Origin of the sequence: Novosphingobium olei (assembly GCF_012927405.1) — a bacterium.
GTDB lineage: Bacteria > Pseudomonadota > Alphaproteobacteria > Sphingomonadales > Sphingomonadaceae > Novosphingobium > Novosphingobium olei.
The window spans coordinates 297,370-310,066 of sequence record NZ_JABBGM010000002.1 but is presented as its reverse complement, the minus strand read 5'-3'; the positions used below and the strand labels follow the sequence as shown (position 1 = coordinate 310,066).

Below are 12,697 nucleotides of genomic sequence, written 5' to 3'. Positions count from 1 at the left end.
GCCGCGCTCGCTTGATCCATCAGAAGAATTCTCCCCAAGGAAACGCAAGTCATGTCCATCGAAGTCAAGGTTCCGACGCTGGGTGAAAGCGTCAGCGAAGCGACGGTCGGCCAGTGGCTCAAGAAGCCCGGCGAAGCGGTTGCGCTCGACGAGCCGATCGTCAGCCTCGAAACCGACAAGGTCGCGGTCGACGTGCCCGCCCCGGCTTCGGGCGTGATGGGCAACTATGTGGCGCAGGAAGGCGACACCGTGTCGGTCGGCGCGCTGCTGGCGATGATCGAGGATGGCGTGGCCGCTGCCGGCGGGGCCGCTCCTGCCCTGCGCACCGAAGCGCCGGTGGCCCCCGCTTCGGACACCATTGCGCCCAAGGCCGATGCCGCCGCGCCCAAGGGTGACGACGCTGCCGTGCTCAGCCCTGCCGTTCGCCGCGCGGTGCTGGAACACGGCATCGACCCGTCGACCGTCAAGGGCACCGGCAAGGACGGCCGCCTGACCAAGGAAGACGTGCTGGCAGCAGCCCAGGCCAAGCAGGCAGCGCCTGCAGCTCCCGCCGCGACCGCCGCCGCGCCGATACCGGCGGCTGCGCCCACCGCGCCCGGTCGCAACGAGGAACGCGTCAAGATGACGCGCCTGCGCCAGACGATCGCCAAGCGGCTGAAGAGCGCGCAGGAAACCGCCGCGCTGCTGACCACGTTCAACGACGTGGACATGACCGCGGTGATGGAAGCGCGCGCCAAGTACAAGGACGTGTTCGAAAAGAAGCACGGCGTGAAGCTTGGTCTTATGAGCTTCTTCGCCAAGGCTTCGGTCCTTGCGCTCAAGGACATCCCGGCGGTCAACGCCCAGATCCAGGGCGAAGAAATCGTCTACTTCGATTACGTCGACATCTCGGTCGCGGTGTCGGCCCCGAACGGGCTGGTCGTGCCGGTGGTGCGCGATGTCGACAAGCTGAGCTTCGCCGATATCGAGAAGGCCATCGCCAACTACGGCAAGGCCGCGCGTGACGGCACCCTGACCATGGCCGACATGGCCGGTGGCACCTTCACCATTTCGAACGGCGGCGTGTTCGGCGGCCTGATGTCGACCCCGATCATCAACCCGCCGCAGTCCGCCGTGCTCGGCCTGCACCGCATCGAGGACCGCCCGGTGGTCCGCAATGGCGAGATCGTGATCCGCCCGATGATGTACATCGCGCTGTCCTATGACCACCGCCTGATCGACGGGCGCGAGGCGGTGACGGCGCTGAAGACGATCAAGGAAGCGATCGAGGATCCGACCCGCCTGCTGATCGATCTTTGATATTGAATCCTCCCCTTCAAAGGGAGGATCTGAAGGAGCCAAGCAATGGCTGAATACGATTACGACGTCCTTGTCATCGGTGCCGGCCCCGGCGGCTATGTCGCGGCCATCCGCGCGGCGCAGCTGGGCCTGAAGACCGCGTGTGCGGAAGGGCGGGAGACGCTGGGCGGGACCTGCCTCAACGTCGGGTGCATTCCTTCGAAGGCGCTGCTGCACGGCTCGGAGAAGTTCGACGAGGCGAAGAACGGCACGTTTGCGAGCTATGGCATCAAGACCGGCGAAGTGACGCTCGATCTCGACGCGATGCAGGCGCAGAAGCTGGATTCGGTCAAGCAGCTGACCGGGGGCATCGAGTTCCTGTTCAAGAAGAACAAGGTCACCTGGCTCAAGGGCTATGCCAGCTTCGAAGACGCGCACAGCGTCACCGTGGCAGGGCAGAAGGTGACGGCGAAGAACATCGTCATCGCCACAGGTTCGAGCGTGACCCCGCTGCCGGGCGTGAGCGTGGACAACGATGCCGGCGTGATCGTCGACAGCACCGGCGCGCTCGCGCTGAAGAAGGTGCCCGAGCACCTGGTGGTGATCGGCGGCGGCGTGATCGGGCTGGAGCTGGGCTCGGTGTGGCGCCGCCTGGGCGCCAAGGTCACCGTGGTCGAATTCCTGGACCAGCTGCTGCCCGGCATGGACGGTGACGTGCGCAAGGAAGCCGCCAAGATATTCAAGAAGCAGGGCATGGAGCTGAAGCTCGGCACCAAGGTGACGGGCGTTGCCGTGGACGGCGCGAAGGCCACCCTCACCGTCGAGCCGGCCAAGGGCGGCGATGCGGCGACGATCGAAGCCGACTGCGTGCTGGTGGCGATCGGCCGCCGTCCGAACGTGGATGGCCTGGGCCTCGACAAGATCGGCCTCGAACTCAACGCGCGCGGCCAGATCGAAACCGACCACGACTTTGCCACCAAAGTCGACGGCGTGTGGGCGATCGGCGACTGCATTCCGGGTCCGATGCTGGCGCACAAGGCCGAGGACGAAGGCATTGCCGTCGCCGAGAACATCGCTGGCCTCACCGGCATCGTGAACCACGACGTGATCCCGGGCGTGGTCTACACCTTCCCCGAATTCGCCGGCGTCGGCCTGACCGAGGAAGCCGCGAAGGAAAAGGGCGAGATCAAGGTTTCGAAGTTCCCGATGCTTGCCAACAGCCGCGCCAAGACCAACCACGAGCCTGATGGCTTCGTAAAGGTGATCGCGGACGCCAAGACCGACCGCGTGCTGGGCGTCTGGGCGATCGCATCGGTTGCCGGCACGATGATCGCCGAAGCTGCGCTCGCCATGGAATATGGCGCGACGAGCGAAGACATCGCCTATACCTGCCACGCGCACCCGACCCATTCGGAAGCGCTGAAGGAAGCGGCGATGGGCGTGCAGGGCAAGCCGATCCACATCTGATCGCTCCACCTCCATCCACGGTGAGCGAGGGGCCGTCCGGGCGACCGGGCGGCCCTTTTTGCATGCGTTATCGGGAAACCGGATGGCGCTTTTTGCATGCGGCATCGGGAAACCGGATGGCGTCTTTTGCACGCGTCATCGGGAAACCGGATGGCGCTTTTTGCATTGTGCGCGCGGGCAGGTATCCTGTCCGAAGGGGGCCAAATGCAGCAGAGCAGGTTCATCACGCTTGCCATGACCGCGCTCGCACTCGCTTCGTGCGGGCGCCAGGCGAAGTTCACGCCACCGCCGCGCGCGACCGACGGGTTCGATCCGCCGGCGCAGAAATCGCACATCGCGGTGCCGGTCGAAGCGCGGCTCGCGCTGTTCCGCACTTCGCTGGAAAGCGCGGTGCCGCGGCTGCTGTGGACGATCGACGAGCGCGGCAAGACCTGCGTGACATCGAGCAAGGTCAAGCTGCTGGTGGTCAAGGTGAAGACGCCGAAGCTGAAATGCGACCTGCAAGGGCAGGTGACGCGCGGGGCGCTGTCGCTGTCGGGCCGGGGGTCGGACTTCATCGTGACGATGCCGATCCACGCCGTGGTCCATGCGCGCAATGTGGCCGGCATGCTGAAGGAAACGGCGAGCGCCGATGCGCAAGTGCGCGCGGTGGTGCGGCTGGACCTTGCCCGGGACTGGAACCCGCGCGCCAAGGTGCGGATCGAATATGGCTGGACCACCGAGCCCGGCATCGATTTCCTGGGCCAGCGCATCCGCTTTACCGACAAGGCGAACGAGAAGCTGGCGCCGGTGATCAAGGACGTCGAACGCACGGTGGAGCGCGAGGTCGCCAAGCTGAACCTGCGCGGTGAAGTGGCCAACGCCTGGGCGCAGGCGTTCACCTCGCTGCAGCTCAACCGCGAAAATCCACCGGTGTGGATGCGCATCACGCCCGACAAGCTGCACTATGGCGGATACCGCGTGGAAGGCGATGCGGCGCGCGGGGGCAAGCTGCGGCTGGACCTGGGCATGACGGCGACGACCGAGACGTTCGTCGGGCCGCGCCCCGCCGATCCCGCACCGAAGCCCCTGCCCGCGCCCTCCCCGCTTGACCGGCGGGCGGGCAAGCTGGTGTTCTTCATCCCGGTTATCGCGGACTATCGCGAGCTGGAGCCGGTGATCGCCAAGGCGCTGGTCAAGCGTTCGGTCCGCCCGTTCGACATTCCCGGCGTGGGGCCGGTCCGCGCGCAGTTCGGCAAGGTTACCGCCTATGGCACCGGGCATGGCAAGATCGCGGTGGGCGTGCAGTTTTCCGCAAGCGACGTGGCCAACCGCCTCGGCACGTCACGCGGCACCGTGTGGTTGACCGGCACGCCGACCAATGCCCCCAATTCGCGCAAGGTGCGCTTCGTCGACCTGTCGGTGGACGGCGCGACCGACGGCGTGGGCACCGAACTGCTGCTCAAGCTGGCCAGCCTGCCCGAAGTCAACGGGGTGATCGCCGACGCGCTCGCGCAGGATTTCGCCAAGGATTATGACAAGCTGATCGGCAAGATCGACCGCGCGATCGAACAGAAGCGCGAAGGGGCGCTGCTGATCCGCGCGCAGATCGACGAGGTGGAAACGGGCACGCTGATCGCGGCGGGCCAGGGGCTTTACCTGCCGGTGAAGGCGAGCGGGACGGCCGCGATCACGCTGGTCGAGCGGCCGCACTGAACCGCGCGGGCCCGACGGGCTGGCGGAGCGGGGCCTGCGAATGCTAGACGCCGGGTGATGCCCGCTCCGATCCTTCCCGGCCCGATCCTGCCCACGCCCTCGCTCACCGCCGTGCTCGGCCTGCTCGACCTGATCGGGGTCGGCGTGTTCGCGCTGTCGGGCGCGCTGCTGGCGGCGCGGTTGCGGCAGACGCTGGTGACGATGACCTTCTTCGCGCTGATCACCGGGGTCGGCGGCGGATCGGTGCGCGACCTGCTGATCGGCGCGCCGGTGTTCTGGGTGCGCGATCCGCTGGTCGCGCCGGTATGCCTGGGCGTGGCGCTGGTGGTGTGGGTGACGCCCAGCCGCTGGTGGGCGGCCTCGAACTACGACTGGCCGATGCTCGACTGGGCCGATGCGGTGGGCCTGGGCGCCTACGCCGTGCTGGGGACGGCCAAGGCGCTGGCTTATGGCGTGGCGCCGGTGCCGGCGATGCTGATGGGGGTGATCACCGGCTGCGTGGGCGGGGTGATCCGCGACGTGCTGGCCGGGCGCCCGTCGATTCTGATGCGGCCCGAACTCTATGTAACCGCCGCGGCGCTGTCCTCGCTGCTGTGCGCTGCGGGCAAGACGCTGGGCCTGCCCAACGCGCTGGTCTGGCCGGTGGCCGCGCTGGGCGGGTTTGCCCTGCGCGGCGCCGCGATCCACTGGAAGCTGGGCCTGCCGACCTATGGCGGGAAGGACGAAGCCTGAGCATCCGCCCTTCCCGTGTGCAGGATTACATCGTCACCACGACCTTGCCCACGGCCTGGCGGTTTTCGAGCATGGCGATCGCCTCGCCACCGCGTTCGAGCGGGAAGCGGGCCGAGACGCGCGGGGCGATCTTGCCCTGCTTGACCATCTCGAACAGCTGCGCGACTTCGTCCTTGAACTTCTGCGGTTCGCGCGCGGTCCATGCCCCCCAGAACACGCCGCGCACGTCGCAGGCCTTGAGCAGGGTGAGGTTGAGCGGCAGCTTGGCGATGCCGGCGGTGAAGCCGATCACGAGGAAGCGGCCTTCCCAGGCGATGGCGCGCACGGCCGGTTCGGAATAATCGCCGCCGATCACGTCGTAGACGATGTCCGCGCCGTTGGGGCCGCAAGCGGCCTTGAACGCGTCGGCCAGTTCCTTCGACTGCGCCTTGTCGAGCGGCGCGCGGGGGTAGATCACGACTTCGTCGGCCCCGGCTTCGCGGGCGATCTTGCCCTTTTCCTCGGTCGACACGGCGGCGACCACGCGGGCGCCGAAGGCCTTGGACAGTTCGATCGCGGCAAGGCCGATGCCGCCCGCCGCGCCGAGCACGAGCACGGTATCGCCCGCCTTGATCTGGCCGCGATCGACCAGGCCGTGGATGTTGGTGCCATAGGTCATCAGCAACGACGCGCCGGTTTCGAAATCGACGCCTTCGGGCAGCGCGAACAGGCGCGCAGGATCGGCAATGACCTTTTCGCGCAGGCCGCCGTTGCCGACCATCGCGATCACGCGGTCGCCGACCTTCCACTCGGTCACGCCTTCGCCCACGCTGTCGATCACGCCGGCGAGCTCACCACCGGGCGAGAACGGCCGCGGTGGCTTGAACTGGTACATGTCGCGGATCATCAGCGTGTCGGGGAAGTTGATCGAGCACGCCTTGACCGCGACCACGACCTGGCCGGGACCGGCGACCGGATCGGGCAGATCGTCCAGGACGAGCGTATCGGGTCCGCCCACGGCGTGGGTCTGCAAGGCCTTCATCTATCTGTTCTCCCGCATGTCGATGGCCGGCGCGTCGCAGCGCGCCGGGTTGCAGGGATCAGAAAAGCAAGTTTCCCGCGCGAAGGAAAGCGGTAATTAACCGGACAGTTAAGCCGCGACGGCCGTGCCGTGGGTCAAGAAGCCACGCTCTCCGGCAAGCTTCGCCTCGTAGCTGGAAATCGCGGCATCACGGGCGAGCGTGAGGCCGACTTCGTCCAACCCATTGAGCAGGCAGTGCTTGCGGAACGGATCGATCTCGAAGGTGAAGCGATCCTGGAAGGGCGTCGTCACCGTCTGGTTTTCAAGATCGATGTGGATGGTGTCGGTCTTGGCGACTTCGACCAGCCGGTCGACCGCTTCCTGCGGCAGGACCACGGTGAGGATGCCGTTCTTGAAGGCATTGCCCGAAAAGATGTCCGAGAACGAAGGCGCGATCACCGCCTTGATGCCCATGTCGCCCAGCGCCCAGGCGGCGTGTTCGCGGCTGGAACCGCAGCCGAAGTTGTCGCCCGCGACAAGGATCGGCGAACCCGCATACTCGGGGCTGTCGAACAGGTTGTCGGGATCCTGGCGGATCGCCTCGAACGCGCCCTTGCCCAGCCCTTCGCGGCTGATCGTCTTCAGCCAGCGCGCGGGAATGATCACGTCGGTATCGACATTCTTCAGGCCGAACGGATAGGCGCGGCCTTCGATCTGGTTCACGGGTTCCATGACGCTTCGCTATACGCGCGGCAAAGCGCCATGCAACACCGGAATTGGGCCTGCGTCAGTCGGTTTCGGGCGCATCCACGGGGGGCGCCTTGGGCGCGGCCTTTTCGGCGCGCTCCTTGCGGCGAGAGGTATAGAGGAGGGCTGCGGCGATCGCGGCCGAGCCGATGGCGGCGCCAGCCATGGCAGCCTTGCCGGTCCAGTTGTCGCTCTTCTTCGTCACGCGTCGTCGCTCCCTCTCTGGTCTGGCACGCCAGTGTCGACGCCCCAGCCGCCAATTTCAAGATTCAGCGCAGGAATTTCCGCAAGTCGTTCCACGCCTGCTGCTTTTCGTGGACCGAAACGCGGCAATAGGCCGGGCTGCTGGACGGAAGCTGAACGAGCGCGAGCGCGCTTTCAGGCCCGAACTGGCGGCGGCCGATGCGCCACGATGTGCCGCCGTTGAAGGCGATGGCGCGCAAATCGGGCAAAGTGGCGGCGAGTGCGGCCAGGGGCGCGGCCTCGACCGCGCGGATCGCGGTGTCGAGGCTGCCCTGCCGCGTGGCCCGGGCGACACTGTCCCACAGGCCCACGCCGGCCGCAAGCAGGGCAACGAGCCGCGCCTCGTAATCGAGGGCCACCAGATCGCACCCGATTGCGCCGCCGATCAATTGCCAGAACTGGTTGCGCGGATTGGCGTAATAGCGCCCGGCCCTGAGCGAGGCTTCGCCCGGCAGGCTGCCGCAGACGAGCACGCGGGTGTCGGGGGAAACGACAGGGGCGAAGGCGGATTTGAGGCTGTGGTTCACGCGGGCGCGGTTGCCTTGTCGTCCGATGGCGTGCCGCAGGTCATGCAATAGCGGAAGAAGGCCATCTTGCGCGTGTTGCAGGCGTGGCAGTGGTCGAACAGCGTCAGCCCGCAATGCACGCAGAAGTTGGCTTCGGCATCGCCCGTGCTCGCGATCGGGCGATCGCAGCCGGGGCAGACCTTGGCCACCATCTTGCGAAAGGCTTCGTCCTGATCGACCCGGGCGCGCCGCTCGGCCTCGTTCTGGGCCTCGGCCGCCTGCCGGCTGGCAAGCCAGGCGCGCATGTTGCGGATCAGGAAATGCCCGGCCGCCAGCGTCAGCACGATGCCCACGGCATAGCGGACATAGCCGCCATAGCTCGGCAGGTACGGCACCAACTCGACGAAGAACACGAACACGGCGGCCAGCACGAAGCCGCGCGCGATGGGCCAGTAGTCGCTCTGCCGCTTCTTCAGCACCAGCCAGACCGCCGCCCCCAGCATGGGCAGGGTGATGGCAAGGCGCAGGCCGAAAACGCGCAGCTCCTGGGCAAAGCGCGCCCGTTCCTGCGCGGGCAGCGCATCGCGCTCGGCCGCATATTGCGCCTGGCGCAGCGCGATCATGCGCTGTTCGAGCGGCGCCTTTTCGTTCTCCAGCGTGGCGATGCGGCCCTGGATCGTGCGCTCGGTATCCTTGAGCTGTTCGAGCGCGCGGGTGCGCGAGAGAACTTCAGGGTCCTGCTGCGGATCGGTGGTGGCGGTGCGCGCGGCGATCCACGCGCTGAAAGTCTCGCTTGCCGTCTGCGAGGCACGCTGCGCCTGCGCCAATTGCAGGCGCTGGATCTCAAGCCGGTCGTCGATCCGCGCGGCATCGACGGTTGCGGCATCGAGCTGGCGCCGAAGATCGCGCTGGACCGGGGACGGCCCCGAAGGCGCGGCAATCACGCTTTCATCGACCAGCGGCAGATCGCCGATGACGAGGTTGCCGAGGCCGATCAGGAACCCGGCAAAGACGAACGAGACGAGCCAGAGCACGCCGCCGTACAGCCGCTCCTGCGCGCGCACGCCCTTGATCAGTTCCATCCTCGTCCCCTTCCCGTCAGCGGGAGCGAGGCTAGACGGTGGTCCTTGCGCTGTAAACGATCAGACCAGTTCGCGCACGTCGGTCAGACGGCCGGTCACGGCGGCGGCGGCGGCCATTGCCGGGCTGACGAGGTGGGTTCGCGCGCCCGGCCCTTGCCGTCCGACGAAGTTGCGGTTGCTGGTCGACGCGCAGCGTTCGCCCGCAGGCACCTTGTCCGGGTTCATGCCGAGGCAGGCCGAGCAGCCCGGCTCGCGCCATTCGAAACCGGCTTCGGTGAACACGCGGTCGAGCCCTTCGGCTTCGGCCTGTTCCTTGACGAGTCCCGAACCCGGCACGACGATCGCCCAGCGGACGTTGTCGGCCTTGCGCCGGCCCTTCAGCACCGCGGCGGCGGCGCGCAGATCCTCGATGCGGCTGTTGGTGCAGCTGCCGATGAAGATGTTCTGGACCTCGACGTCCTGCAGCCGCTGGCCGGGAACGAGGCCCATGTAGTCCAGGGACTTGCGCGCGGCGTCCTGCTTCGATGCATCGGCGAAGCTTTCCGGCGCGGGGACCACGCCGGTGATCGGCAGCACGTCTTCCGGGCTGGTGCCCCAGGTGACCGAAGGCGCAATGTCCGCCGCGTCGATGGTGACCACCTTGTCGTACGTGGCGCCCGGATCGGTGGCGAGGCTGGTCCACCACGCGACGGCGGCGTCCCATTCGGCGCCCTTGGGCGCATAGGGGCGACCCTTGAGGTAATCGAACGTCTTCTGGTCGGGCGCGATCAGGCCGGCGCGCGCGCCATGTTCGATCGCCATGTTCGACACGGTCAGGCGGCCTTCGATCGACAGGTCGCGGATCACGTTGCCGGTATATTCGATGACGTAGCCGGTGCCGCCCGATGCGCCGAGCACGCCGGTGATGTGCAGCACCACGTCCTTGGCCGAAACGCCGGGGGCAAGCTGGCCTTCGACGCGCACTTCCATGGCCTTCGACCGCTTGAGCAGCAGGGTCTGCGTTGCGAGCACATGCTCGACCTCGCTGGTGCCGATGCCGAAGGCGAGCGCACCCAGGCCGCCGTGGCAGGCGGTGTGGCTGTCGCCGCAGACGATCGTGGCGCCGGGCAGCGAGAAGCCCTGTTCGGGGCCGACGACGTGGACGATGCCCTGTTCGCGGTCGGTCGCGCCGATATAGCGCATGCCGAAGGCAGGGGCGTTCTTCTCGAGCATCGCGAGCTGCTGCGCGCTTTCCGGATCGGCGATCGGCAGGCGGTTGCCCGCTGCATCGAGGCGCGCGGTGGTCGGCAGGTTATGATCGGGGACGGCGAGCGTCAGATCCGGGCGGCGCACCTTGCGCCCCGCGGCGCGCAGGCTTTCGAATGCCTGCGGGCTCGTCACCTCGTGCACGAGATGGCGGTCGATATAGATCAGGCTGGTGCCATCGTCGCGATCTTCGACGACGTGGGAATTCCAGATCTTCTGGTAGAGCGTGCGCGGAGTCTTGGCCATGGCACGCGGGTTAGGCGCGCCTTCCCCGCAATTCAAGCAGGAAAGGCGCGCCTTGTTGCCCGTTGGCGTAATTTAATTACGCAAAGTCGGGGTTAGCCGCGGCGGCCGTCGCGGTCCCAGCGTTCCATGCGCAGGTGGCCGCGCACTCCGGCGACGCGACGCTGGAGCGTGCGATATTCGCCACGGTCGAGACCGCCGCGCGACATGTAGGCGTACTGGCGCTGGATATCGCGGGCCTGGCGGCGCAGGCCGTCGGCTTCGCGGCGGGAAATGGCGCGGTTGCGTTCGGCGCGGTCGATCTGGAAGCGCAGGCCGTCGATATCGCGGCGGACGTCGTCGTTGCGGACGGGCGTGTAGCGAGCGGCATCGTCACGATGACGCCAGGCCTGCGCGCTGGCCGGAGCGGCTGCCGAGAGCAGCGCGGCGGGGACGAGGGCGGCAAGAACGATCTTCTTCATGACTGTCGGTCCTTTCACTTTCGGGCGGCGGAATTTCGAGCCGCTCACCCTCAGGAACATGTCGCAATGACAATGAACGCCCGCGAAATTGGTTGTCTCAACCGAGCGAGAAAGTGTCGCGGTTTGTCGCGCAAGGGAGTAGAGGCTCGTCCCCATGGATAGCGTGCTTGCCATCGGAATCGTCATCGCCACCGTGCTCGCCATGGAGCTGGTGGCGTGGAGCAGCCACAAGTACGTGATGCATGGCTTCGGCTGGAACTGGCACCGCGACCACCACGAGCGCCACGACGGCTTCTTCGAAAAGAACGACCTTTACGCGCTGGTCGGCGCGGCCATGTCAATTTCGATGTTCGCGCTCGGCAGTCCGCTGGTGCTGGGCGCAAACGCGTGGTGGCCGGGTACGTGGATCGGCCTTGGCATCCTGTTCTATGGCGTGATCTACACCGCGATCCACGACGGCCTGGTCCACCAGCGCTGGTTCCGTTACGTGCCCAAGCGCGGCTATGCCAAGCGGCTGGTGCAGGCGCACAAGCTGCACCATGCGACGCAGGGCAAGGAGGGCGGCGTCAGCTTCGGCTTCGTGTTCGCCCGCGATCCCGCCGTGCTGAAGCAGGAGCTGAAGGAACAGCGCGACCGGGACATCGCTGTGCTGCGCGAAGCGGTGGATTGAGTTTAGCGCCGATGCAGCAAGCGCGCGAAAGCAAGGTGGCTGCGGCCACGCTCTCGTTCTGGATCGTCAAGATCCTCGCCACCACGCTTGGCGAAACCGCCGGCGACACGCTGTCGATGACGTTCGACTTCGGCTATCTTGCCAGCACCGCGATCTTCGTCGCCGTGCTGCTGGTTCTGGCCACGGCGCAGGTCCGGGCCGAACGCTTTCACCCCGCGCTTTACTGGGCCACGATCATCGCATCGACCACGGCGGGGACGACGCTGGCCGACTTCGCCACGCGGTCGCTGGGCATCGGCTATGCCGGGGGTTCGGCGCTGCTGCTGGCGCTGGTGATCGCGTCGCTGGCGGCATGGCATTTCGCCACCGGCGCGGTGAAGGTCGACCACCTGATCGACCGGCGTTCCGAATGGTTCTACTGGCTGACGATCTCGATGTCGCAGACGCTGGGTACCGCGCTGGGCGACTGGACGGCGGACACCAACGGCCTTGGCTATCTCGGCGGGGCGACGCTGTTCGCGATCGCGTTGGCGGTGATCGCGGCGCTCTATTTCCTGACCCGGCTCAACCGCGTGGCGCTGTTCTGGGCGGCCTTCATCCTGACCCGGCCGCTGGGCGCAACGGTCGGCGATTTCCTCGACAAGCCGGTGGCAAAGGGTGGGCTCGAATTCAGCCGTCCGATCGCATCGGCGGTGCTGCTCGCCGTGATCGTGCTTCTCGTCGCGGTGCTGCCGCAGCGCGCGAAGGGTGCCGTCACGCCAGATTGATCTCGTTGAGAACGCGCTTGGCGGCGGTGCGGAAGCGCAGCGCGTCGGGCACGGTCACCGCCTCGCCCCGGGTGGCGGCGGCGCGCAGGGCAGCAAGCTCGACGACTTGCGCGCGCACCCGGCGATCGAGCGCATCGCCCCCGCCCCGCCGGGCAAGCCGGGACAGCCCGTCTTCCACCCGGCTCCAGGCATCGAGCACGGCCGCGCTGGGCGACAGTTCCAGCAATTGCAGGAAGCGTGCGTGATCGCCCGAAAGCGCGAGGTCCGGCTCATCTTCCAGAGCAGGCAGAGGCGGCGGGAATGGCGCTGCGCGTTCCAGCCGGTCGAGCCGGCGGGAAAAGCGGGCGGACTTGTCCCCCCAGCGCAGTTCGTCGAGCCGGTGGAGCAGCGCGATCCACTGCGCGCGGAACAGCAGCGCAATCAGCACCAGCGCCAGCGGCCAGGCGAGTGCGCCCGCCAGCGTGACCAGCCGGTCGAACCAGAGCATCGAGCCGGCAGCCTTCGCCACCGTAACCGTAACCATCGCCATTCGACTCCGTGGCATGCCTCCCGAAGCCGATG

At 67.2% G+C, this 12,697-nt stretch carries 14 protein-coding genes; 6 read left to right on the top strand and 8 right to left on the bottom strand.

Annotation, left to right across the window (positions count from 1 at the left end; all coding sequences use genetic code 11):
* Nucleotides 1-51 precede the first annotated feature (51 nt).
* The 4 genes from odhB (at nucleotide 52) to HHL27_RS05560 (ending at nucleotide 5,172) form a co-directional block, all read left to right on the top strand.
* The gene (gene odhB, locus HHL27_RS05575) at nucleotides 52-1,299 is read left to right on the top strand and encodes a 2-oxoglutarate dehydrogenase complex dihydrolipoyllysine-residue succinyltransferase (RefSeq protein WP_169492396.1); all 1,248 of its coding nucleotides are present in this window, start codon (nucleotides 52-54) and stop codon (nucleotides 1,297-1,299) included.
* Nucleotides 1,300-1,344: 45 nt separating this feature from the next.
* Entirely contained in the window at nucleotides 1,345-2,745 is a 1,401-nt protein-coding gene (gene lpdA, locus HHL27_RS05570; RefSeq protein ID WP_169492395.1) for a dihydrolipoyl dehydrogenase, read from the top strand.
* A gap of 204 nt (nucleotides 2,746-2,949) precedes the next feature.
* Complete coding sequence (locus HHL27_RS05565) at nucleotides 2,950-4,440, top strand: DUF4403 family protein (protein WP_169492394.1); 1,491 nt, start codon at nucleotides 2,950-2,952, stop codon at nucleotides 4,438-4,440.
* 57 nt (nucleotides 4,441-4,497) lie between these two features.
* A complete protein-coding gene (locus HHL27_RS05560; RefSeq protein ID WP_169492393.1) occupies nucleotides 4,498-5,172 on the top strand; it encodes a trimeric intracellular cation channel family protein in 675 nt (224 codons plus the stop codon).
* A 25-nt stretch (nucleotides 5,173-5,197) separates the two neighbouring features.
* On the opposite strand, the gene HHL27_RS05555 is transcribed toward HHL27_RS05560, so the two are convergent.
* The 7 genes from HHL27_RS05555 to HHL27_RS05525 form a co-directional block, all read right to left on the bottom strand.
* Nucleotides 5,198-6,193 carry an NADPH:quinone oxidoreductase family protein gene (locus HHL27_RS05555; protein WP_169492392.1) on the bottom strand — a complete coding sequence of 332 codons (996 nt, stop codon included), beginning with the start codon at nucleotides 6,191-6,193 and terminating at the stop codon, nucleotides 5,198-5,200.
* A gap of 108 nt (nucleotides 6,194-6,301) precedes the next feature.
* Nucleotides 6,302-6,904, bottom strand: coding sequence for a 3-isopropylmalate dehydratase small subunit (gene leuD, locus HHL27_RS05550; protein ID WP_169492391.1), 603 nt, complete (start codon nucleotides 6,902-6,904; stop codon nucleotides 6,302-6,304).
* 55 nt (nucleotides 6,905-6,959) lie between these two features.
* Nucleotides 6,960-7,124, bottom strand: a complete 165-nt coding sequence (locus HHL27_RS05545) for a hypothetical protein (protein ID WP_169492126.1) — start codon at nucleotides 7,122-7,124, stop codon at nucleotides 6,960-6,962.
* Nucleotides 7,125-7,188: 64 nt separating this feature from the next.
* Complete coding sequence (locus HHL27_RS05540; protein WP_338114828.1) at nucleotides 7,189-7,689, bottom strand: DNA-deoxyinosine glycosylase; 501 nt, start codon at nucleotides 7,687-7,689, stop codon at nucleotides 7,189-7,191.
* Nucleotides 7,686-8,750 carry a zinc ribbon domain-containing protein gene (locus HHL27_RS05535; RefSeq protein ID WP_240959402.1) on the bottom strand — a complete coding sequence of 355 codons (1,065 nt, stop codon included), beginning with the start codon at nucleotides 8,748-8,750 and terminating at the stop codon, nucleotides 7,686-7,688. Before HHL27_RS05535 ends, HHL27_RS05540 begins: the two co-directional genes overlap by 4 nt.
* 60 nt (nucleotides 8,751-8,810) lie before the next feature.
* Nucleotides 8,811-10,241 (bottom strand): 3-isopropylmalate dehydratase large subunit, encoded by a 1,431-nt coding sequence (leuC, locus tag HHL27_RS05530; protein ID WP_169492389.1) that lies wholly within the window; start codon nucleotides 10,239-10,241, stop codon nucleotides 8,811-8,813.
* Nucleotides 10,242-10,333: 92 nt separating this feature from the next.
* Complete coding sequence (locus HHL27_RS05525; protein WP_169492388.1) at nucleotides 10,334-10,699, bottom strand: hypothetical protein; 366 nt, start codon at nucleotides 10,697-10,699, stop codon at nucleotides 10,334-10,336.
* 154 nt (nucleotides 10,700-10,853) lie between these two features.
* Here HHL27_RS05525 and HHL27_RS05520 point away from each other — a divergent pair, with 154 nt between their 5' ends.
* The gene (locus HHL27_RS05520; protein ID WP_169492387.1) at nucleotides 10,854-11,369 is read left to right on the top strand and encodes a sterol desaturase family protein; all 516 of its coding nucleotides are present in this window, start codon (nucleotides 10,854-10,856) and stop codon (nucleotides 11,367-11,369) included.
* Between the two features lie 11 nt (nucleotides 11,370-11,380).
* Nucleotides 11,381-12,136 (top strand): COG4705 family protein, encoded by a 756-nt coding sequence (locus HHL27_RS05515; protein WP_169492386.1) that lies wholly within the window; start codon nucleotides 11,381-11,383, stop codon nucleotides 12,134-12,136.
* On the opposite strand, the gene HHL27_RS05510 is transcribed toward HHL27_RS05515, so the two are convergent.
* Nucleotides 12,123-12,665 carry a hypothetical protein gene (locus tag HHL27_RS05510; RefSeq protein WP_206069404.1) on the bottom strand — a complete coding sequence of 181 codons (543 nt, stop codon included), beginning with the start codon at nucleotides 12,663-12,665 and terminating at the stop codon, nucleotides 12,123-12,125. The two genes, HHL27_RS05515 and HHL27_RS05510, sit on opposite strands and share 14 nt — an antisense overlap.
* Nucleotides 12,666-12,697: the final 32 nt, after the last annotated feature.

What these genes read in the sequence shown, in the direction of transcription:
- odhB (WP_169492396.1), top strand. Translation starts at nt 52, where the DNA reads ATGTCCATCGAAGTCAAGGTTCCGACGCTGGGTGAAAGCGTCAGCGAA.
- lpdA (WP_169492395.1), top strand. Translation starts at nt 1,345, where the DNA reads ATGGCTGAATACGATTACGACGTCCTTGTCATCGGTGCCGGCCCCGGC.
- HHL27_RS05565 (WP_169492394.1), top strand. Translation starts at nt 2,950, where the DNA reads ATGCAGCAGAGCAGGTTCATCACGCTTGCCATGACCGCGCTCGCACTC.
- HHL27_RS05560 (WP_169492393.1), top strand. Translation starts at nt 4,498, where the DNA reads ATGCCCGCTCCGATCCTTCCCGGCCCGATCCTGCCCACGCCCTCGCTC.
- HHL27_RS05555 (WP_169492392.1), bottom strand. Translation starts at nt 6,193, where the DNA reads ATGAAGGCCTTGCAGACCCACGCCGTGGGCGGACCCGATACGCTCGTC.
- leuD (WP_169492391.1), bottom strand. Translation starts at nt 6,904, where the DNA reads ATGGAACCCGTGAACCAGATCGAAGGCCGCGCCTATCCGTTCGGCCTG.
- HHL27_RS05535 (WP_240959402.1), bottom strand. Translation starts at nt 8,750, where the DNA reads ATGGAACTGATCAAGGGCGTGCGCGCGCAGGAGCGGCTGTACGGCGGC.
- leuC (WP_169492389.1), bottom strand. Translation starts at nt 10,241, where the DNA reads ATGGCCAAGACTCCGCGCACGCTCTACCAGAAGATCTGGAATTCCCAC.
- HHL27_RS05525 (WP_169492388.1), bottom strand. Translation starts at nt 10,699, where the DNA reads ATGAAGAAGATCGTTCTTGCCGCCCTCGTCCCCGCCGCGCTGCTCTCG.
- HHL27_RS05520 (WP_169492387.1), top strand. Translation starts at nt 10,854, where the DNA reads ATGGATAGCGTGCTTGCCATCGGAATCGTCATCGCCACCGTGCTCGCC.
- HHL27_RS05515 (WP_169492386.1), top strand. Translation starts at nt 11,381, where the DNA reads ATGCAGCAAGCGCGCGAAAGCAAGGTGGCTGCGGCCACGCTCTCGTTC.
- HHL27_RS05510 (WP_206069404.1), bottom strand. Translation starts at nt 12,665, where the DNA reads ATGGCGATGGTTACGGTTACGGTGGCGAAGGCTGCCGGCTCGATGCTC.